The organism is Psychrobacter sp., assembly GCF_018260395.1.
GTDB lineage: Bacteria > Pseudomonadota > Gammaproteobacteria > Pseudomonadales > Moraxellaceae > Psychrobacter.
Genome location: NZ_JAGLBC010000031.1, coordinates 1 through 21,389 on the forward strand (window position 1 = coordinate 1; position 21,389 = coordinate 21,389).

The following is a 21,389-nucleotide window of genomic DNA, read 5'->3' on the forward strand; positions in this document are numbered from 1 at the left end:
GTAATAGATAGTACCTGTTATGTTTTGTATTCAACTGCTTTATAAAATAATATTTAACACCATATAATTTTTATACGATAAACATAAAATTTATATAGGAATACAATATGAGTTCAGATGATAAGCTAGCCCAAAAACGTCAATTATTAGAAGAACAATCAGAAAAAATTAAAGCCATTGCTGATAATGAAACACAGTCTTCACTTAAGTGTATTCACTTATTGAGTGTGGCAGGTGGAGCGACAAGTGAGACTTATCAGGCCATTGAACAGCGCATTATTACTGATGAAGACGCTCATGGTGCATATCATTTAGCACTAATGGCTCAGTCAACACCCGACTTACCCATTGATGCACGGAAACTAATCGAATTGGTTGTGAATAAAGGGCAGGGCAGTCAATTGTTGTCATTGCTAAGAAATTTACCCGTTCCCCCAGTAGAAGCTATTAAGCAGCGTATTATGTCAGAAGGTGATCAAGAGGTAGTTGAGCAAATGATGGCTTATCTTCAAATTAATCCAGAAGGTATTGGTAGTCAAGGGTTGTTAGGCAATGGTCAACATGAACGTATAGTGCCATTAAGTCAAAACGGTAATTCTTAATTTAGCTATTAGGTTTAAAATAAAAGTTAAAGGTTTACTTAAGCTTGTAAGAATTTAGTTTCCAAGATTGAAACTATAATATATAAATTTTAACTTTAGGCATGCAAGTTTACCTTGTGTGCTTTTTTTTGATTATTGTAAAATCAAATAGTTATATTGAATAATGAATATTGTTGTTATAACTATAAAACTATTATTGTTGGGTTAAAGATAAGTTTTTAGACATTAAGAGGTGCTATCGGCAAATATATAACCAGTTCAACGCCAGTCATATGTAACTTATCAAAATAATTTGGAAACGATTCAAGATTTTGAATAGTAACCATACCCCCATGACGTTCTATCACTTGTTTTACTAAGGTTAATCCTAGCCCTGTGCCTTTTTTACCTTGAGATTGACCTTGCAACTGATGCGATAAACTAAAGTAGCGGTCAAATACCTTCTCCAAAGCATACTCAGGTATCAAATCCCCATTATTGGTTATAGACAGCTTAATATATTCCACTTTAGCAAAACTTTGTAAGGAGAGCTGGACTTTAACTTCGGACTTAGCAAAATATAAAGCATTGTCCAATACATTTTGTAAAGCTTGAGTTATCCAAAATTCATCAGCAAAAATGAGCGTATGACTTGGGTCAGCAATTTGACAATCATAATCGATATGAACGTGTTGATTTTGACGTTGCATTTCACAGCCGGCAATTAAGGTTTGCATTAAAGCATCTGGATTTATTTGCTGTATGGCAAGCTTGAAGGTTGGTTGTTCAATTTTTGCCAATAATAATAACCGATCAATCAATGATTGTAACTTAATACTTTGTTCGGTAATGGTTTGACTTAGCATTAATCTATCTTCACCATCTAAGTCAGTTTCTTCAAGCAATTCACCACTGGCTCTAATAGCCGTCAAAGGACTCTTCAGTTCATGAGTTAAAGTATGTACATAGTCCGTTACATAGGCTCTATTTTCAAGCCGATGCTTCATGGTTTCAATGGTATCACTAAGCTCATTTAGTTCTTTACCTAAATAAAAATAAGGTTTTTTGGTATCTTGCGCTAATGATTGGGTGTAACGAGTGACTAGTAAGGTGCTTTGACGTAGCCACCAAGCAATCAAGCCTGCCATTAATAAAGTGACGATACTAATTATCAATGAAGCGGTTAACATACGCTGGCGAGTTGCATTTAAATACGGCAACACTGTGGCAGTTGGTTTTCCTATACTTACCACACCGATAATGTCTTTAGTATTAACAGAGCTGTATATAGGCTGCGCTACATACATTATAGAGGTGGTTGAGTCTTCAGGATCTGTACGTGTGGTACGAGCGCCATACTTACCTTGTAAGGTTAAATTGACATCGTTCCATTTTGAATAGTCTTCACCCTCAGCATTTTTTTCGCTTGCATCTTTAGAACCTACAGAAGTTGCTGTTGGTAAGGAGTCATAGATAACAATGCCATGCTTGTTGGTTATATATACTCGGAAGCTACTACGGTTTTTTTTATGATACCAATTGTCTAAAGACAATGAAGAACTTAACCAGCCATCGTCAATTTCACCAAGTGGACTGCTACTAAGGCCTTTTATTGTATTATTGAGCTGAGGTGGATTGGTTTCTTCTGTTAGTTCAGGGGCTAAAAAAGCATTATCCAACATGGCTTGGTATTGCCTATTATGTATCTCCCCTGATTCAACTGCAGATTGTAAACTGGCGGCCAATAGCTTAGAGGTATCGACTAAAGTATCTTCAATCACCTGTTGGGTAATAGGGCGCACGTAATTAAAGAGCTGATTAAAGACTACGATGCCAGATATGATTACGATAACCCCAACGGCTATCCAAATCCTAAAAAACAGACTTAAGTTAAGGATTCTTTTAGACTTAGTATCAGGTACTATAGGCGTGTTATCCCTGCCGATAGGGTGCAGTTTAGCGTACCAATTGTTTGAGTTTGAAGCGGGTCTTTTACTATTATTATTACTCTCACTCATGAAGCACAAAGTCCATAGCCTAAGCCGCGGTGAGTATAAATAATCTCTTGGTCTTCAGACTCGCTAATTTGTGCCAATTGCTTACGAATTGACTTCACATGACTGTCGATAGTACGTGCAAGACGATGATCAGGATAATCACTTATCGAGTTCAATAACTGCTCTCGGCTAAAGACACGCTCGGGATTAGCCAGTAGAGCTAAAATAAGCTTACGTTCGGTATTACTAAGCTCAAGCCTATTCTCATTCCAATATAAGGTGTAGGTTAATGGATCATAACGCCATATGCCTGAATCTAGATAAAAAAACTGTGGCTCTGTGGTTTCATCAGTCAATATAGCTTGACTGTCTACACTTGAAGCAGTTAATTGTTCTCTACGCCATATCGCTTTTAATCTAGCCACAAGTTCACGCGGGCTAAAGGGTTTAGGGCAGTAGTCATCGCCTCCCATCTCTAGGCCTAATATTCTATCTACCTCGTCACTTCGTGCAGTCAAAAAAACGATAGGAAGCTGCTTTAATGGACCAATAATGCCACTATGTCGAATATCTTGGCAAAGATTTAAGCCATCTCCATCGGGTAAACCAACATCCAATACCATGCCAGAAACAGATTGATTTTGGTCATTGAAGCTCTGTAATGTTGGAATGACGCTAGTCGCATTATCTAGCCATGTGACTAGCCAGCCTTCACGTTTAAAAGTAACGCGTAGCGATGTAGCAATGGCGGGATCATCTTCAACGATTAGAATGTGCGGTGTGTTGGCATTAACAGGTATTATATTTTGGCTAGCAGTCATTATGGATACCGATTTATAAATCAAGACAATAAGCTTGATAAGCTATATATTAATATTCAATTGATATTGAATCGTAATCCTAGCATAGCCAGACTAAAAAGAGATGTGTTTCAGATGATGAGACTATGAAAAATTAATGAATACTAAGAGATTTAAAACATTTAAAGTAGGTATAAGCCTTTATAATAGCGTTACAAGGCATAGCTAGACTTAAATCGAATTCGTAGCAGTATTTAAGTAGCTCCCAATCGATTTTTTACCATATCATGAGCATACGTGAGGGCCTAGATAAGAACGTGCCGATAATGTTGACAGGGGTTGCAGCAGAGGCACTAATTAAAGTATTTTTAAATTTTTGAACACCATTTCTTTATTTATATTATTTTAGTTTAGCCCAAAAAAAGCTTTAGCCTAAAATGTTTTAGGCTAAAGCTTTGATGAGTGACATAGTTAGTTAATCGACTAACAGCTGAAAAACAAAATACCTTAGTAGCTTATATTTAAACCATAAAAACTATAAGCCCTTACAATTGGCATAATAAGTGACTGTGGCTGGCCAATCAGAGAACATACCTATAACGCCTACGTCTTGTGCTAAGACATCTATATAGTTCATTAAGTCGCCATCATTATTTATAGCATCACCAAGGCCAGTGTAGTACCAACCGCCACCATTTGCTAAAGGACCTGAACGTTCAATAGACCAAGTGATTATCTTGAGTCCAGCTTTTTTGGCTTCCACTGCATATTGAGAAGGCATCATACGTCCTTTGCCATCGCTGGTAACCAATAGCCAAGTGGCCGGAGCAATGATATTAACACCCATTGATTTTAACTCTTGCATAGAATGCTTCCAAGTTTTTGGATCATTCTTATCAAAAGTTTTACCCTCTGCAGTCTCATTGCTGTCATCTGTTAAAAAGACAGCATTTTTAGCAAAGTCAGGATTGTTTTTCACCCAATATTTAATATCTTCAATATCAAATGACTGAGCATAGACTTTATCAGCTGACACACCCGCCTTTTTATAGGTATCAATAAGTTGTTTGCGATACTGATCTTGCGTATAGTCACCAAAAGGCATTTTTTCAGTAGGGGCTTTTAATTCTGGAGTATGTTTAAGACCTAAGCTCTCAGCTAATTTGATGTGCTCCTCTAAACTAACCAGCTTTCCATTTTGATTATATAACTCAGTGCGCCAAGGTGAAGTCGCATTCATATAATCTTTAATAGAAGATGCTTTAGTGTTGGCAGCATCCATTTTGCCACGAAGTGATTTAAACTCATCGAGTGTGATGTCAGAGGTACGACACTCTATTTTGTCGGCATTGGTTAATATTCCCTGCGCATCAAATTTAGGTGGCGTACTACATTTTTGAGCCAGAGGCGTGCTTAGGATATTGGTAGTAGTGTGTAAGTCATTTTGAGCATGACGACATACCAACTGTTTGTCTTTGGTGAATGCCACGTCACATTCTAAAATACCCGCTCCCATACGCGCAGCAGCCATGTAACCGTCATAAGTGTGCTCAGGATATTGCAAAGGCGCACCGCGATGAGAAATTGAGAAGTCAGACTTCATAGCCGTTTGGCCTTCACACGATTTTAATTGGGTTTTAAGAGGGCTATTGTCCATATCATCTATCAAATACATTGGACGGCTACCATAAGTGTAACCAACTATCGACTTTGGCTTAGCAGAGCTGTTGCTAGAAGATTGGATTTTACTAGTAGATTGAGTATTCTCTGCACCTATCTTGTTATAATTAGAGTCCGCCAAAATATTACTACACCCTGATAGCATCAAAGTGGATAGACCAAAACACAGTCCTGCAACCATTTTTAGTTTGTTATTAACAAAAGGTGTCATATAGTTATAGTTTTTATGATGGTTTAATAACTGTTTTACAGTTTTATTGTTATAAAATGACATTCAAGTTTCCTTATGAATGGATATGTTAAAATTCAGGACAAACATGTTACTCGAATTTATAAATTAGCTTAAATTATTGACGGTTTAATGACAGTTGTTTTTTAATTTTCAAGTCAAGCTTTAATCATTTATAAAACAAACATTTATCACAGACAATTAAGGATTATTATGACGCAATATCTAAAGTGTGTAATAACAGAGCACAACCCCTCGAACAAACCTATTGATAAATCGGTAATTTGGCTTCATGGATTAGGAGCCAGTGGTCATGATTTTGAACCAGTAGTACCAGAATTGGGTTTGAATAAAGATATGGCGGTGCGTTTTATATTTCCACACGCTCCCAATATTCCAGTGACCATAAATGGCGGAATGGTGATGCCAGCTTGGTACGATATTTTGGAGATGAGCTTAGAGCGTAAAGTAGATGTCAAACAAATTGAAACTTCTGCTGCGGCAATCAAAGACTTAATTCAACGTGAAATAGAAAGCGGGGTTAATTCTGAAAATATTGTTATTGCTGGGTTCTCACAAGGCGGTGCCATTGCCTATCAAGTGGCTTTAACTTACCCTCAGCGTTTGGCAGGATTAATGGCTTTATCTACTTATCTAGCAGTTGATGACGCCTCTAAATATACCGCTATAAATAAAGACATCCCCATCAAGATTGATCATGGCACCCAAGATCCTGTGGTACCTGTATTACTCGGACAACGAGCTAATGATACTTTGACTAAGCAGGGGTATAACATCGAGTTTAGCACCTATCCTATGGCTCATCAGGTATGCTTACCGCAGATAAAAGCAATAGGTAAGTGGTTAAATAAGGTACTGTAATTTAAGTGATGCTCTCGGTTTATCGAACTAACTGTCTAATCCAAGCACTCATAAAATAACTATGATAATTCTTGATAGAAAAAACGTATAATAGGTTATAAATCCTTTAAAATCAGACACTATAAACTGGCCTAAAATCAATAGAAAATTTACGAAATTAATCGCCAAAATAATAAGCTTAAAATCGCCACAACCAGTAAAATAACACACACACGTTTTACCCAGTATGGCACCAAAGGCGGTTTATAACCCATTGAATCTAAACGCTTATCTAAACCTTGATTTAGTACTTGTAGTTTTGGATTATGCTTAATAGGTTCATTGATAGGTTGATTCACGGTTTGATCATAATTTTTCTTTTGTTGTTTTTGACTAATGGCTTCTACCTTTTTGGTTTGCTGCTGTTTTAAAGATTGCTCATAATCATCGATTTGGGCTTTGGCTTCGCCCATGCTAATGTTTTGTTCTTCAGACAGTGATTTAATGGCCATTACCAAATTGTTTTTTTCGACCATCTGGGCAATGTGTTTTGGTAGTTTATTAGACATAGTGAACTCTCAGTCAAAATAGGGTCTTCAAGTAATGATAGTAACAAAAAAAGCACTCTAACTAAAAGTTAAAGTGCTTCTTCATAGGCTATTTTTCAGTGCAAAAACTAGCTAAATAGCAGACTATTTGTCTTTCCAGCGTTGAATAGCTTCTTTAATAACTTCTTTCGCTTCAGCCACATCACCCCATGATTCAACCACAGTAGTGCCTGCTTTTTTCAAATCTTTATAGTGACTAAAATGGAACTCTAATTGTTCAATTAAACGCTTAGGTAGGTCTTCTAAGCTGTTGTAAGCATTGCCATTATTACGATCATCAGCTGGAACAACTACAATCTTGTCATCTACTTCGCCATCATCTACAAACTTCATTACCCCGATAACTTTTGCTTTCAAAAAGATACCAGTTGTTAATGGTTGTTCAGTGATAATTAAAGCATCAAGCTCATCACCATCTTCATCAAGCGTTTGTGGGATAAATCCATAGTTACATGGTTTTGCAAAAATAGCAGGTTCAACACGGTCTAATTCAAATACAGCCAGTTCACGGTTCCATTCGATCTTATGGTTACTGCCTGTAGGAATTTCAATTACAACGTTAATCTCGCCGCCGTCAACATCGCCTGCATCTAAAATTAAGTTAAAATCTGCCATTTTATTCTCCGTTATGAGCTCAATTAAGAGCATTAATTTGTTATGGTTTTAAATCCATGCTGATTATAACAACTTTTAATTGAATGCCAAGTTATGAGAATATTCCAAAATAACATTTGTAACAGTTATCAAAGTATTGATAGTGAAAAAGTGGTTTAACAATTAATAAGTCATTAAACAAATGCTATTAGCATGTGAATAACAATATGAATATGACCAAACAAAAAAATAAAAGCTCACTTAAAAAAGTGAGCTTTTATACTTATTACTACAAAGAATCAAAATCACTACAATGAATCAAAATCTAAAAAGTTATAAATAACTCTAATAAACTTAAATTTTGACTTAAGAGTGTTCTTTAACCCAAGTTAAAAAAAGCTTAGATCTTATTTTCTACTTTAGCAGCAGTTTTACTTACACCATCACCTGCTTTAGAAACATCTTTACCAAAGCCTTTGAAAGTGTTGCAACCAGATAACAAAATTAGAGCAGTTAAAGATGCGCAAGCTAACTTTTTCATGTTGAGTCCTTAATAATAAATTGAAAAATTACAAAAAAAATATCATAAAAAAATAAGGATATATTAGTTTACTAAATCATAAAAAAAATTTAAGGTAAATTCAATATTAGTTATCTTGAGAATAGACATGATAACAAAATGAAAATTTGTGATAAATTTTTTCAATAGCTCCTAGTAACATAAGTGTCATCCTTAATAACATAGTATATTAATTTGTATGAAAGCGACAACATATTAATGTGTGTAATTTAGCTAAAACTGTCATAGAATTGTAAATTTAAAAAACAGTATCTTGATTTAATTAACTTTTTTGTAAAGGCTAGATTCATGACCATTCATATCGTACTTGTGCATCCTAGAATTCCTAATAATACAGGCAGTGCTATACGCTTATGTGCAAATACAGGGGCACAATTACACTTAGTTAAACCTTTAGGTTTTGATTTGGAAGATAAAAAATTGCGTCGTGCAGGTCTTGATTATCATGAATACGCAAATATGAAAGTACATGAAAACTGGCAAGCTGCAAAAGATAGTTTAAAAGAGTTGGGTTGTGAACGATTTGTAGCCCTAACCACTAAATTTAGTCACCCATTTTATGAATACGATTTTAGCTCAACGCAATTGGGTGTGGATCAGCAAAACATAGCTTTGGTATTTGGTTCAGAGACTGCTGGATTGACAGATGATATTCGGCATGATATCGGGGCTGATAACTGGCTTAGACTGCCCATGTTACCGGATTCTCGTAGCTTAAATTTAGCCAATAGTATTAGTATTTGTTTGTACGAAGTCTGGCGTCAGCAGGGGTTTTATGGTGATGAGGGACGCAGTACCGGATATACTGAAATGACGCCTTATGATCCAAAATAGGTTATACCTCAGACTACATATTAATACATTTAGCTGACCAGAAAGCTGGCTATGGTTTATAGACAATTAGGCGGTTTAGGTAGTCCGGCTATACGATTCACATGACGGGCTACCAATCCTGTATTAAACATTTGTTGCAGCAGTTGATTGGATATTTGCATCTCAGGTAGTGTTTGCATCAAATATTTTATCAAAGGACGGGTAGAAGGAGGATGATTGAACTCTACATGGAACTTGCGCACTTGCTGTAATATTAGGTAGTGTTCTTCAGTCAATGTAACGGATAGCGTGTCTGCCAAGTGCTGGGCTACTGTTGGCGTCCATAAGCTATGGTCTATCAAATGCCCTTCTTTGTCTAACTCTAACTTAAAGTTTTTATCAACCGATTCTTTATTAGCAGGCAAGTTATTAGATAAGTTATTTAACAAACTCTCAGAGTTAGTGTTTGAATTTTGCTTGGCACTAGAAGCTGAAGAAGAGGTCATTGTTAGCTCGTATTTTAAGTTCATATTTTATGTAATGAACTATAAGAATTAGGATATATGCTATATCGCAATTACATTACTTTAATTAGTTAATACAATCAGTATAAACTTAAGTTGTTTGGAAATTAAGTTGTTGAGTTTAAAGTAACCACTCGATTAACTTCTTGGGTAAGTTTAACCCATTGATGATCGTCAATTATCTTAACTTTATTCAAATCCAAATTTGCTTTAGCTGTTTGATTTAACTGAGCAATATCATCTGCTAAAACATAAATTGATTCAATATCTAAAATCTGATTTGTAACCTCGTCATCTTGATTAATATCATCAATATACATCTCAAACCAAGGTAGAAAAGCCACAGTTTCTGCTAGCAATAAGATACTGTCACCAGAATGCCACAGTGGAGCCATTTCCTTAACCAAAGCTTTTAGCGTATTCATAGGAGCATGGAGTTGAAATAAGGTAGACATAGTACGGCTCATAGAAGTGTGTAGGAGATTTTAAGATAGCAAGTATCTATTAAAATGAAAAAACTTGAGCGAATTTTTTTGAATCAAAATTCTCAGGTACAAAGTCTATTTGTTTTGATACTTCTGCTGGCACCATACCAAATATCCAACTGCTAAAAACGTCATCAGGAAGCCAAGCTGGGGGGAGGTCATACAAATCCAAGGATTTAATCATGCCATGCAGACGACTTTCAGGCTGCATTAGTATCCCAAACACTGAACTTCCAAGCATTAATTGAACCTCATGCCCGAAACTTGCTAAGGTTAATGCCAACGCGCAACCTTCATAAGTAGCCGTCTCAGTGGCTGATGTTAAACGAACAAGTATAGACACAGCACTTCCTTTTTTCACTTTTTTTTATGATTAAACTTATTCAACTGATAAAAAAAGCAGCAGTTAAAAACTAATGACTTTATCTGCTTTAGACAGTTGTTCTGCAAGCTCACCTAGTCCTACTAATTTGAAGCCTGAGGCTAAATTAGACGAATCAAGTTGATGACGACCAGCATTGTCGTTGTCAGTGACACCACGAGTTAGAGCAGTACTGACACAAACGGGCAAATTTAATTGATAGGCTAAGCTTAACTGACTCCATAATTGAGTCAAGTTGGTTCGATCTGCGGTTTGCCAACGTAAAATATTTGCAGTATGAGCTGCCTCCCCATAAAAGAATATATTCAATTTATCTGACTGATATCCGCTTTCTAAAAAGGCTTTGGCATAACGGTAGGCATGACAAGCTATACCTTGACTAGGATCAGCATTAATCAATAAAAGTGTATTTATGGCGGTCATAAGGTTTCAATCTGAGTTAATTTGAATAGTGAAACTTGAATAGATAGTCATTATACATGATTGGCAATTTATGATTAAGGCAATGAGGTATTTTAAAATCTCAAATCAAGTGACTTGCCTGCATTCAAGAGCTTGAATAAGTAGTGGAATAAAAATAGCTATTAAAATAGATGTCATCAAACTGTGATTGAAACGCCATAAAAGTGTCAACTCTTTGCTTTAGAGTAATGTTTAAGTCAAAAAGTCTTTTAATACAGTACAGCTTAGAGGTCATCATGCTAAAGCATAGCGTTAGTGGTAGCAAAGGCATAGATATTAGCCAAGTTAACCCACTTATAAATCTTCGAACAAAAAACAATGATCCTTTAATGGATGTACACAATCAAAGCTCTGAAAAAACGGTGAGAAACTATTCTAAAACCATCGCTGTGTATTCAAAACCTCTTCATATTTTACTAGTCACTGAAACTTGGTTGCCAGAGGTAAATGGCGTTGCTATGAGCTTAGGGCAATTGATGCATCAGCTTAATTTGAAAGGGCATCAAATAAGCTTATTAAGACCTAAACCTAGTCAAAATATAGATTTAGCTCTTAGTGAGTCTAAAACTGAGGATAATAATGACTTAGAATCATACCAGAAGGCGATGAAAGGTATTAGTCATGATCTTCAGGTTAAAGGAATGTCTATCCCAAAATACTCAGATCTGCAATTTGGTGTACCTGACTATTTTAAAATAAAAAAATATTTAAATCAGCTTAAACCTGATGTTGTGCACATTGCTACTGAGGGACCACTTGGTTTAGCAGCTTTAATGGCGTCAAAAACTTTAAAAATTACTGTCACCACTGGGTACCATACTCAATTCCATGATTTTAGTCGTCACTTTGGTTTGGGTATCTTAGCTGGACCTTTAATGGCTTACTTCAAGTGGTTTCATAATACGTCACAAGCTACTTGTGTGCCGAGTAATAAAACTTATCAAGATTTAGATCATCTAGGGTTTAAACGATTATATGAAGTAGGTCGTGGTGTTGATTTAAAGCGCTTTAGTATCACCCATCGTAGTGAGTCGCTTAGAGCAAGGTGGGGTGCACAAAAACAGCATACTGTTTTGGTTATGGTGAGTAGATTGTCTCCAGAAAAAGGTGTGGATTTAGTCATAAAAAGTTTTAAAGCGTTACAACGTGAACAACTTCAACGAGCTGTTAAGTTAGTTATCGTCGGTGATGGACCGGATAAAACAAGGCTTGAATCTTTAGCTGCAGATAATAAAGAAGATATCATATTTACAGGGGCTAAAACTGGTCAAGATCTATCGGAGCATTATGCCAGTGCTGACGTGTTTGTGTTCGCCAGTCAAGTAGAAACTTTTGGCAATGTGGTGGTTGAGGCCATGGCAAGTGGTTTACCTGTCTATGCCTTTAATGATGCAGCTGCTGGGATGTTGGTCACCGAAAAAAGCGGCGTATTGGTGAAAGTTGGAGATAAACAAGACTTTATTGATAAAGTTGCGCATTTACCTAAGATGCAAATCTTAAAAGAACAAGGTTCAGAAGCTGTTAAAACAGTGGCTGGTATGTCATGGCAACGCCCAGCGGACCAAATGCTAACCATGTTCAATGAGTCATTAAATCTCAATAACTAAAGCGCTTTTTCATAGTCGTGATTTATTTAACAAAAATATTTAAGAAGCTTGGTTTAAGGGTCTTATAGAGCAATAGCTTAGCATGAGCTTAGTAATTGATAAGAGAAATATAGCAGATATAAAATTTTGATTTGGAATAAAACTAGTTTTAATGAGGTTGAATTATAGCACTACAAGCGAAATCAGGTATTGCACCATTCTTGATTTTATTATGGTTAAAATAAGGGGATAAGTCTTGAAAACAGATAAGTCAAAGCAATCGCTGGTCACTAAGTTGACCCCTGAAGTAGTACCTAGCCCTATATTTACACTCATGTCCCGTAATCCAGCACTCGCGGTATGTGTCAATCATTTTGTTTCATGGGATACAAGTTTGTGTATCCATATTAACCGTTATTCAACTAATTATGGTATCGCCACATTTTTTAAATTGATCAGCAGGATGGGAGATGGTTGGTTTTGGTACGCAATGATGCTTGGGTCATTCGTATTTTATGGCTTTGAAGCTATCCTGCCATTAATGACTACTTTGTTGATAAGCGGTTTAGGTTTGGCCGTTTATAAAATATTAAAAGTAAAAACTGTTCGTCCTCGACCTTACCAAGTGCACCAAGTAATAGTACTGGGTGAAAGACCACTCGATGTATTTAGTTTTCCATCAGGTCATACTTTACAAGCCGTTTTATTTACCACTATGTTAGGCGGATACTTTCCTGAATTGTTACCGATTATGATTCCTTTTACTATATTGGTTGCTTTATCTCGTATGGTACTTGGACTTCATTATCCTACCGATGTATTTATAGGAGCGTGTATTGGCTACGCTTTGACTTTTTGGGCGCCCAATGTTCATTCATTCATAGAACAAACTTTGCCTATTGCGTAATGATTACCAGAGCACTGTAGGCGCACTAATTTGACATTGAGATTTCTTACTCAATCATACAACCTTGTATATTAATCTTAAATGGCTGTGTTTAGGAAATGTTTTTTTTGATACTGGTAGATAAAAATTTTACAGTATTAGTTATCTTCTAACTTCTTTTTATGTGGTAGGCTTACAGAACACAAGCACTTTTAAGGAGCCGTGCCACATCATGCCATCTGATAATGATTTTGCAATTGACGCACTATCGTCAACCCCTTATATAATAAATGATGAGCAAGTTAAAACCCTAAAAACAGCCAGCCCCTTTGCTTATCAAATATGGCAACAAAAACAATCCATCTGCATAAACTTTTTGACCAGTTACCCTCTAGGTCAGGGGTTAACACGTCAACAGATTTCTGATTTAATTGACGACTATACCTTAGATTATGGCATAGACGACGAGCTGAAACGAGCCAATGAAGAAGGGGTCATGCGAGGGTTGCGCCGTTTGCGTGAGTTATTAATGCTTCGCTGGATATGGCAGGATGCTTTGGCCATAATTTCTCTTGACCAATTAACTGTAGAGTTGTCTCACTTTGCTGATGCTTGTATTAACTTTACCAAAGAATATGTATGGAATGATTTAGAAGCCCGCTATGGCCGTCCAACATTTATTGACAGTAAAGGTCAACGTCAATTCGATGACATGGCCATTTTTGCTATGGGTAAACTTGGGGCGCAAGAGCTTAATTTATCCAGTGATATAGATCTAATCTTTGTAAACAGAGCCAGTGGCGAGACTGACGGCGATAAAGCTAAAGGCACTAAAAGTATAGACAATAAGCGGTTTATGATTCGATTGGGTCAAGGTATTATCAAAATTTTGGACACCTGTACCGCAGAAGGCTTTGTATTTCGAGTTGATATGCGTTTAAGACCTTGGGGTGAAGGTAGTGATTTGGTTTTACATTTAAATGCTTTAGAGAAGTATTTTGCTACACAAGGACGAGCTTGGGAAAGATTTGCTTGGCTAAAGGCTCGTGTAGTGAATGAGGTTTCTGAAGAGTTTGCAGACCAGATTGAGGATGTGGTCAAACCATTTGTGTTTCGTTATTATGTCGATTACAGCGCCTTTGCGGCCTTACGCGAAATGAAGTCTCTCATTCAAAATCAAGTGGCGCAGCGTGAGGATTTAGACAATGTCAAACTAGGAGCTGGTGGCATCCGTGATATTGAGTTTGTGGTACAAGCCTTTCAGCTTATCTATGGTGGTCGCCATTCACAACTTGAAGTAAAACCTTGTCTAAAAGCAATGAAGGCACTTAATGAGTTTGACTTTATTGAGGATACGACTTATCACAATTTAGAAGCCGCTTATCGCTTTTTACGTAGGGTTGAGCATGGTATACAAGCCATAAATGATCAGCAAACTCAGCGCTTACCTAGTAATCTTGAGTGTCAACACAACTTAGCAGTTACCCTAGGGTTTAAAGATTGGTCAGATTTTTTACAGCGCTTAAATGAACACCGTCAGAATGTTAGAGTTCCATTTGAGCGCATGGTGATAGAGCGTCAAATTCCAAAAGATACCACCCAAGCTAGTGATAAAGAGTTCCAAAACCTCGAAGATATCTTAACTGATGAGAATAAGGCTAAACTTAAACAATTTTGGGATAGCAAATTAGTTGCCAATCTTTCAGATGAAGCTAGAGGACGATTGGAAGATGCTTATCCTGTATTGGTGCACGCTTTATTAGTACATGAAGCTAAGCAAGGTTTGGCCAATTTGGCTTTTCCAAGGTTAATTAATTTATTGGAAGCTATTTGTCGTCGTTCTATATATTTAGTCATGCTCGCTGAAAATCCAAATGCCACTGTTGATTTAATTCCAATGTTGTCTGCAAGTCCTTGGATTGCAGGCGAGTTAACACGATATCCTGTACTGCTTGATTCATTCTTACAGCAGCGTTATCGCCACCTACCTAGTAAAGATGAGTTAGCCAATATATTTCGTCAGCGCTTACTTCGAGTAGAGCCTAATGACGAGGAGATGTTGCTAAACGTTCTTCGATTATTTAAAAATAACCAAGTATTGGCAGTAGCCGCCAGTGACGTATTGGCAGAACGTCCTATAATGAAAGTTTCAGACTCTTTGACTGATATTGCTGAAGTGGTACTTGAGTTTACTTTAGAGCGTGCTTTTTCTGAATTGGTAAAGCGTCATGGTTATCCGATTAACCAAGATGGAGAATCAGTTACCGAGGCAAACAACGGATTTGCAATTATCGGTTATGGCAAGCTTGGCGGGATTGAGATGTCATATACCTCAGATTTAGACTTGGTATTTATTCATCAGATTAACGAACAAGCAATGACAACGGGTGTCAAACCAGTTAGTGGTATGAAATTTACCGCCCGATTGGCGCAGAAGCTGATGACTTACCTAAATACCCAAACCCGTGACGGCCGTGCCTATGAGATTGATATGCGCTTAAGACCTTCTGGTAATGCAGGAATGATGGTGGTATCAAGTCGCTCATTTGAGCGCTATCAGTTAGAAAAAGCTTGGGTATGGGAACATCAGGCTTTGGTTCGTGCTCGTGCCATATGTGGCGATAATCGTGTGATGAATACTTTTAATCATATACGAAGACAAGTCCTTACCCGTAAAAGAGATATAAATGATTTAAAACAAAACGTCATTGAAATGCGTTCTAAAATGAAAGGTCACTTAGGCAGTACTCAGCAGGCACAGCAAGAGGGTAAGTTTAACCTTAAGCAAGATGCTGGGGGCATTGTAGATATAGAGTTTATGGCGCAATATGGCGTATTGGCACATGCGCATGATCATCCTGAATTGACTAAATGGAGTGATAATGTAAGAATCTTTGAAAGCTTTGCTAAAGCCGGTGTATGGGAAGCTGAAACCTGCGAGGGGCTAATTAGATCTTATCTATTATTAAGAGCTGCAATGCATCAACTTGCCTTAGCAAATGAAGAAGGTGTGGTAGATGCTTCTCATTGGAATGAGACTCGAGAGTATGTCATATCCAAATGGAATGAGATTGTTGTATAATCCTCAAGGCTTATACTGTATAACTAAATAAAATGACTTAAGAATCTATGAATTTATAATCAATTTGAGTGTGATTGATATACTTAAATTGCTTATAAACTGTATAGAAATTACTAGATGCGACGGAATATCGATTATGAATATGGCTACAACAGAAGGTAAACTTTGGTTTAATGGAGAAATGATCAACCAGCCAGACGCCAAAGTACATGTATTAACGCATAGCCTACATTATGGTATGGCAGTGTTTGAGGGTGTACGTGCTTATCAGACCGATGATGGTAGAACTGCAATTTTCAGACTTGATGCTCACACTGAGCGCCTTTTAGGGTCCGCAAAAATCTTCCAATTAAATGTGCTGTATGATAAAGAGACATTTAATCAAGCTCAAAAAGATGTGGTCAAGCAAAATGGCTTTGAGTCAGCATATCTTCGTCCCTTAATTTGGGTAGGTGCTGAAAAATTAGGTCTATCTTCGCGTGACAACAGTATCAATGCGATGGTTGCGGCTTGGAAATGGGGTGCTTATCTTGGAGAAGAAGGTATCCAAAAAGGAATTCGTGTTAAAACTTCATCTTATACGCATCATATGACCAACGTGACGATGTGTAAAGCCAAGGCCTCTAGCAATTACCCAGTCTCTATTATGGCGAATCAAGAAGTAACGCGTTGCGGTTATGACGAAGCTATTTTAATGGATCCACAGGGTTACGTTTGCCAAGGCTCTGGAGAGAACTTATTCTTAGTTAAGCATGGAGAATTACATACCCCAGATTTGGGTGGCGGTGCTTTAGATGGTATTACCCGTCGTACTATTATTCAGTTTGCCGAAGATTTGGGTATTAAAGTTGTCGAACGCCGTATTACACGTGATGAGTTTTATCTAGCGGATGAAATATTCATGACAGGCACTGCAGCTGAAGTCACTCCAATTCGCGAATATGATGATCGTACTATCGGTAATGGTGGCCGCGGTGAGTTAACTGAAAAACTGCAAAGTCTTTATTTTGATGTGGTACATGGTCGTAACGAGAAATATATGCACTGGTTAAGTTTCATTGATTAATTAGATTTACCCCTACATTTAAGAGGCCGAGCACTGAGTGTTCGGCTTTTTTTGTGTTAAAATAATTCAAATATTATTTATTCACTTTTAAGGCACTGGTAGGTTATGTCAAAGCAAAACTCAATAACTGAGTCACAAGTTAAACAAATCATTTGCATCAAATGGGGAACCAAATATGGGGCTCATTATGCCAACAAACTATATGGTATGGTTGCCCGTAACATAACACCGCCTTTCAGATTTGTATGCTTTACAGATGATTCAACCGGTGTACGTCCAGAGATTGAATGCCAAGAGCTACCGCCATTGGATGTTACCATGCCTACCAATACCTTGGGTAAATGGCCCAAATCACGTCTTTGGGGCGAAAAGTTAGGCGACCTAACAGGGACTGTATTGTTTTTGGATTTAGACGTGGTCATTGTGGATAGCTTAGATCCGTTCTTTGAATATGGTGATCCAGACGATGTTATTTTATCTTATAATCCAAGTAATCCTTTAGAGAAACTTGGTCAGACATCATGTTTCAGATTTAAGGTTGGAAGTATGGTGTCTTTGCAAGAGAAATTTAAAGCAGATCCTCAAGGCATTGCAGACAAATACCGCTTTGAACAGCGTTTTGTAACCCGTAATGTGCCAGGCGGTGTAAAGATATTCCCAAAACAATGGGTGGCTCACTTTAGACGCAAATGTCGTCAACCTTTTCCTTTAAATTATTTTAAGGCTCCAAAAATCCCAAAAGGGGCTCGCATCGTTATTTTCCCAGGCGGTTTGTATCCTACTAATGCGATAAATGGCCAATATACGTCAAAATCAGCAAATAATGCTGTAGAACACTTAAAGCAACTTAAAGATCCTAAGAACTTGAAGCATCCAATACGTCATTTGCGTCATTTTATCTTGCCTGTTGAGTGGGTTAAAGACAATTGGAAAGAATAACAGCTAAAGTAAGTAGCTTAGGATTTAAAAGATTTAAAAACTTTGGTAGTAGGTAATCATTATGAACAATGAAATTATAAAAGTATTTGTAGGCTGTGATCCTAATAATAGTGATCTAGAACAAATGATGGTGCTTGATTACAGTATAAAAAAACATACTACTATACCTGTAGAAATAATTTGGATGCAATTATCTCGAGATCCAGAAAGCTTTTGGTACTCAAACCCAGAAAAAGGTGAGGGTTGGAACACACAGAAATGGGCGACTCCTTTTTCTGGATTTCGTTGGGCTATACCAGACTATTGTGATTTCAAAGGTCGCGCTATTTATATGGATGCAGACATGGTTGTGCTGAGTGATTTAAGTGAGCTTTGGAGTCATCCTATCGAAGGTGAAGCGATTGTCGCTGCCAAAACAAAGGATTCCATTGCACGACTTTGTACTTGTGTATGGGACTGCCAAAAAGCAAGTCAAGTTTTGCCACCTGTGAGCCAGTTAAAAGCTGATCTAGAGGGACATGGTAAGCTAATGAAGCAGTTCAAAGAGCAGCCAGAGCTGATTACTCCTTATATTGATAGTTACAACTGTATTGATGGTGAAGATCTCGAAATTAAAGATATGAAAATATTACATTATTCAGATATGGGTACTCAGTTTAGTCATAAGTACTCAATATCTAGGCTTAAAAGTGAAGGAGCTAAACATTGGTTTGATGGTAAAATAATGCCTCATCCTAGACAAGAGTTAACTGATTTATTTGATCAGTATTATAAAGAAGCTCTTAAAGAAAATTATAGCGTAGAGAATTATCGAGTAGAACCTTTTGGTGATTTTCCTAAGAAAACCCATAAAAACTATAAGGGTAATAAAATTACTCGAATAGATAGCGCCAAAAAATCTTTATTTACCCGACTATTAAAGTTGTAATTAATCTGTACTTTAGAAGCAAATTGATTAAATGAGATTTATAAATAACCCTATACGAGAGTTTAATGGTAAACAAGAATAATAAAAAAAATAATATTATTGTATTATCAATTAATTCATTACAAGGTGCTGGAGCAGAGCGGTTTGTATTAACGATGGGGCGCGCCTTTGATGTGCTGGGTTATGATGTACATATTTTATGCTTTGATCCTACCATAGAATTTACAATAGATAATGAGTTAACGTATCATTTAATAGATTATAAAAGTTATCGATGGTTGCCTAAGGGTAAAGTAAGATACCGCTTATTAGCTCATAAAGTTGATGCCTATATTCTTAAACATATAGGTATTCCGAAGCTTATTTTATCAAATCTTGAGCGCTCTTATAGAGTATTCAGCCACAGTCAATTGCCAAACATCGTATATGTCATTCACAACACTCTTTCTTTGTTGTACAAACTAAATGCAAAGCATGTTAAACCAAAACTTAAAGAAGAATTGAAGGAAATTTATTCCAAACATCCTTGTGTGTGCGTGAGTCATGGGGTTAAAGAGGATTTCATAAATAATTTTGGAAACATTACTCCGACTTCTGCGATTCACAATCCGATTGACAGAGAACATATTAATTTATTAGCAGACGAGTATGATGTAGAATATAAAAACTATATTATTCATGTTGGTAGTTTTAAAGAAGCAAAGAGACATGACATATTATTAAAAGCGTATGCTAAGACCTCTAAAAATTTACCCTTGCTACTTCTAGGTAAAGGTAAACTTAGAGGTGAGATTGAAAAATTAGTTTCAGAATTAAATTTAGAAGATAAAGTCATATTTTTAGGTTTTAAAGATAATCCCTATCCCTATATCAAAAACGCAACTTTAAAAGTTTTAACATCTGAGTGGGAAGGATTTGCCTTGGTCATTCCTGAGGCTTTAGCACTTGGAGTACCTGTAATAAGTACTGACTGTCCATCTGGCCCAAATGAACTGTTGCCTAAGAATAATTTAATGCCATCAAACGACATAGAGGCTATCGCAACAAAATTAGACAAAGCGATGCAAAATCCTAAGCAGTTTCTTGCTGATTTTGATGATAATCTGCTGCCAAAAGTGGTAGCATTAAAATATTTGGAACTATCGGCTAAATAAATTTTGGTTTTTGAATTTCGTATTATTGTTTTAAAATTACCATAATACGTAATATGCCACAAACATAGTTACTACTATACCAGTTCCTATTATTCTATTACGACGTCTGATATTTTGACGTCTAAGTTTAGTCTGACCACGGCTAGCTTGATACTGCTCAATATAAATATCACCTTCGTAATCTTTATCAAAGATTTTGATATATCCTGCAGGTAGCGGTTCAACTTGTAAGTTGGAGGCGCATTTTTTCATAGCCTCATCCAAACTATCCTGATCTACTTGTGTCTTTTTACCATTAACTTGCTCTTCGATCCATTGTTTGACTAATGCAATAGTCGCTTCAGTATTTTTAAAAAACATGGTGCTGGCTAAGTAATCATGTGACATGCCAGCCATACCTTTTGTTTTGTAAAATGCGACATCTGCCTTAATGGTATTAAAGTAATCAAGAGCCTGCTTAACAATCGCATCCGCATCGAGATAAAGGATATCTTTATCAGGGAAGGATTGTAAGCAATTTAAAATAAAATGCGGTTTAAGACGAGTATTGGCTTCCCAGTATCCCGCATCTTCAACGACACTAAAATGATAGCTAAGATTGAATTGATCAAGGGATTGTTTTAGACGCATTGCGTGATCATGATAGCTATCGGTATAGAAGCAACAGACAATAAAATTATCCTTATCTTTAATTAATTGCGTGGTATCTATTTGATTAAGTTCAAGCATGATATTTCCTTAAATTAATTTATAATTATACGTTAAGCTTGAGCATAAAAGCGTTAGGTATGATTAACCAACTACCACCATTGTGACTTTTCATCTTTGTGCAATTCTTTCAACGTCGCAAAAGCACTACTAGAGGTTTGAACTCGATCAAAAATGTATAACAATATACGTGTTGCCAACTCATCTTTGTCATTGAAAGACTGATAACGTTCACGCATATGCTTCAAGGTGTCATCAGTGCCAATTCGAAAGTAGGTAAGTCCGTCATATAATGTCATTTGTTTTTCATATAATGCGACTACGTTGTTTTTATTAAGTGACCTATTATCAGTATCTGTTTTTAAGAATTTCTCTGTTTCATATACCTTTAGCGTATTAACAAGCGTAACAACATTTAATAAAATCGCTGGACGAATTGGGTTA

At 36.6% G+C, this 21,389-nt stretch carries 21 protein-coding genes and 1 pseudogene; 10 read left to right on the forward strand and 12 right to left on the reverse strand.

Going from position 1 to position 21,389, the window contains the following annotated elements:
• Nucleotides 1-107: 107 nt before the first annotated feature.
• On the forward strand, nt 108-602 hold the full coding sequence (locus tag QZ265_RS04085; protein WP_296403672.1) for a hypothetical protein: 495 nt from the start codon (nt 108-110) through the stop codon (nt 600-602).
• A 218-nt stretch (nt 603-820) separates the two neighbouring features.
• Here the strand turns inward: QZ265_RS04085 and creC are convergent, their stop codons facing one another.
• The 3 genes from creC to QZ265_RS04100 all read right to left on the reverse strand — a co-directional run bounded on the left by creC (nt 821) and on the right by QZ265_RS04100 (nt 5,332).
• Complete coding sequence (creC, locus tag QZ265_RS04090; protein WP_296403674.1) at nt 821-2,599, reverse strand: two-component system sensor histidine kinase CreC; 1,779 nt, start codon at nt 2,597-2,599, stop codon at nt 821-823.
• A complete protein-coding gene (locus tag QZ265_RS04095) occupies nt 2,596-3,399 on the reverse strand; it encodes a response regulator transcription factor (RefSeq protein ID WP_296403676.1) in 804 nt (267 codons plus the stop codon). The genes creC and QZ265_RS04095 overlap by 4 nt, the downstream gene beginning before the upstream one ends.
• A gap of 514 nt (nt 3,400-3,913) precedes the next feature.
• On the reverse strand, nt 3,914-5,332 hold the full coding sequence (locus QZ265_RS04100; protein WP_296403678.1) for a glycerophosphodiester phosphodiesterase family protein: 1,419 nt from the start codon (nt 5,330-5,332) through the stop codon (nt 3,914-3,916).
• A gap of 168 nt (nt 5,333-5,500) precedes the next feature.
• On the opposite strand from QZ265_RS04100, the gene QZ265_RS04105 reads away from it, so the two are divergent.
• Nucleotides 5,501-6,169 (forward strand): alpha/beta fold hydrolase, encoded by a 669-nt coding sequence (locus tag QZ265_RS04105; protein ID WP_296403680.1) that lies wholly within the window; start codon nt 5,501-5,503, stop codon nt 6,167-6,169.
• Nucleotides 6,170-6,318: 149 nt separating this feature from the next.
• Here the strand turns inward: QZ265_RS04105 and QZ265_RS04110 are convergent, their stop codons facing one another.
• From QZ265_RS04110 to QZ265_RS04120, 3 genes are all read right to left on the reverse strand, one after another.
• Nucleotides 6,319-6,717, reverse strand: coding sequence for a hypothetical protein (locus tag QZ265_RS04110; protein WP_296403682.1), 399 nt, complete (start codon nt 6,715-6,717; stop codon nt 6,319-6,321).
• Nucleotides 6,718-6,840: 123 nt separating this feature from the next.
• Nucleotides 6,841-7,371: an inorganic diphosphatase gene (locus QZ265_RS04115; RefSeq protein ID WP_296403684.1), complete on the reverse strand. Its 531-nt coding sequence runs from the start codon at nt 7,369-7,371 to the stop codon at nt 6,841-6,843.
• 379 nt (nt 7,372-7,750) lie between these two features.
• Nucleotides 7,751-7,891 (reverse strand): entericidin A/B family lipoprotein, encoded by a 141-nt coding sequence (locus QZ265_RS04120; protein ID WP_296403687.1) that lies wholly within the window; start codon nt 7,889-7,891, stop codon nt 7,751-7,753.
• A 327-nt stretch (nt 7,892-8,218) separates the two neighbouring features.
• On the opposite strand from QZ265_RS04120, the gene QZ265_RS04125 reads away from it, so the two are divergent.
• Nucleotides 8,219-8,764, forward strand: a complete 546-nt coding sequence (locus QZ265_RS04125) for a tRNA (cytidine(34)-2'-O)-methyltransferase (RefSeq protein ID WP_296403689.1) — start codon at nt 8,219-8,221, stop codon at nt 8,762-8,764.
• A gap of 56 nt (nt 8,765-8,820) precedes the next feature.
• Here QZ265_RS04125 and QZ265_RS04130 read toward each other — a convergent pair whose 3' ends face one another.
• The 4 genes from QZ265_RS04130 to tusD form a co-directional block, all read right to left on the reverse strand.
• Entirely contained in the window at nt 8,821-9,249 is a 429-nt protein-coding gene (locus QZ265_RS04130; protein WP_296403691.1) for a TusE/DsrC/DsvC family sulfur relay protein, read from the reverse strand.
• Nucleotides 9,250-9,374: 125 nt separating this feature from the next.
• Nucleotides 9,375-9,722 carry a hypothetical protein gene (locus QZ265_RS04135; RefSeq protein WP_296403693.1) on the reverse strand — a complete coding sequence of 116 codons (348 nt, stop codon included), beginning with the start codon at nt 9,720-9,722 and terminating at the stop codon, nt 9,375-9,377.
• Nucleotides 9,723-9,771: 49 nt separating this feature from the next.
• A complete protein-coding gene (locus tag QZ265_RS04140; protein ID WP_296403695.1) occupies nt 9,772-10,095 on the reverse strand; it encodes a hypothetical protein in 324 nt (107 codons plus the stop codon).
• Between the two features lie 63 nt (nt 10,096-10,158).
• Nucleotides 10,159-10,557 carry a sulfurtransferase complex subunit TusD gene (gene tusD, locus QZ265_RS04145; protein WP_296403697.1) on the reverse strand — a complete coding sequence of 133 codons (399 nt, stop codon included), beginning with the start codon at nt 10,555-10,557 and terminating at the stop codon, nt 10,159-10,161.
• A gap of 275 nt (nt 10,558-10,832) precedes the next feature.
• Between tusD and QZ265_RS04150 the strand changes: the two genes are divergently transcribed.
• The 7 genes from QZ265_RS04150 (at nt 10,833) to QZ265_RS04180 (ending at nt 20,237) form a co-directional block, all read left to right on the forward strand.
• Nucleotides 10,833-12,203 carry a glycosyltransferase family 1 protein gene (locus QZ265_RS04150; protein ID WP_296403698.1) on the forward strand — a complete coding sequence of 457 codons (1,371 nt, stop codon included), beginning with the start codon at nt 10,833-10,835 and terminating at the stop codon, nt 12,201-12,203.
• A 235-nt stretch (nt 12,204-12,438) separates the two neighbouring features.
• Nucleotides 12,439-13,089: a phosphatase PAP2 family protein gene (locus tag QZ265_RS04155; protein ID WP_296403701.1), complete on the forward strand. Its 651-nt coding sequence runs from the start codon at nt 12,439-12,441 to the stop codon at nt 13,087-13,089.
• A 211-nt stretch (nt 13,090-13,300) separates the two neighbouring features.
• Entirely contained in the window at nt 13,301-16,150 is a 2,850-nt protein-coding gene (gene glnE / locus QZ265_RS04160; protein WP_296403703.1) for a bifunctional [glutamate--ammonia ligase]-adenylyl-L-tyrosine phosphorylase/[glutamate--ammonia-ligase] adenylyltransferase, read from the forward strand.
• A 136-nt stretch (nt 16,151-16,286) separates the two neighbouring features.
• Nucleotides 16,287-17,216, forward strand: a complete 930-nt coding sequence (locus tag QZ265_RS04165) for a branched-chain amino acid transaminase (RefSeq protein ID WP_296403705.1) — start codon at nt 16,287-16,289, stop codon at nt 17,214-17,216.
• A 105-nt stretch (nt 17,217-17,321) separates the two neighbouring features.
• On the forward strand, nt 17,322-18,155 hold the full coding sequence (locus QZ265_RS04170) for a glycosyl transferase (RefSeq protein ID WP_296403707.1): 834 nt from the start codon (nt 17,322-17,324) through the stop codon (nt 18,153-18,155).
• Nucleotides 18,156-18,216: 61 nt separating this feature from the next.
• On the forward strand, nt 18,217-19,083 hold the full coding sequence (locus QZ265_RS04175) for a glycosyltransferase (protein WP_296403710.1): 867 nt from the start codon (nt 18,217-18,219) through the stop codon (nt 19,081-19,083).
• Between the two features lie 65 nt (nt 19,084-19,148).
• Entirely contained in the window at nt 19,149-20,237 is a 1,089-nt protein-coding gene (locus tag QZ265_RS04180; protein WP_296403712.1) for a glycosyltransferase, read from the forward strand.
• Nucleotides 20,238-20,273: 36 nt separating this feature from the next.
• On the opposite strand, the gene QZ265_RS04185 is transcribed toward QZ265_RS04180, so the two are convergent.
• Together QZ265_RS04185 and QZ265_RS04190 are read right to left on the reverse strand one after the other, a co-directional pair.
• Nucleotides 20,274-20,966: a putative nucleotide-diphospho-sugar transferase gene (locus tag QZ265_RS04185; protein ID WP_296403714.1), complete on the reverse strand. Its 693-nt coding sequence runs from the start codon at nt 20,964-20,966 to the stop codon at nt 20,274-20,276.
• A 71-nt stretch (nt 20,967-21,037) separates the two neighbouring features.
• A pseudogene (locus QZ265_RS04190) lies at nt 21,038-21,389 on the reverse strand (hypothetical protein); the annotation flags it as partial.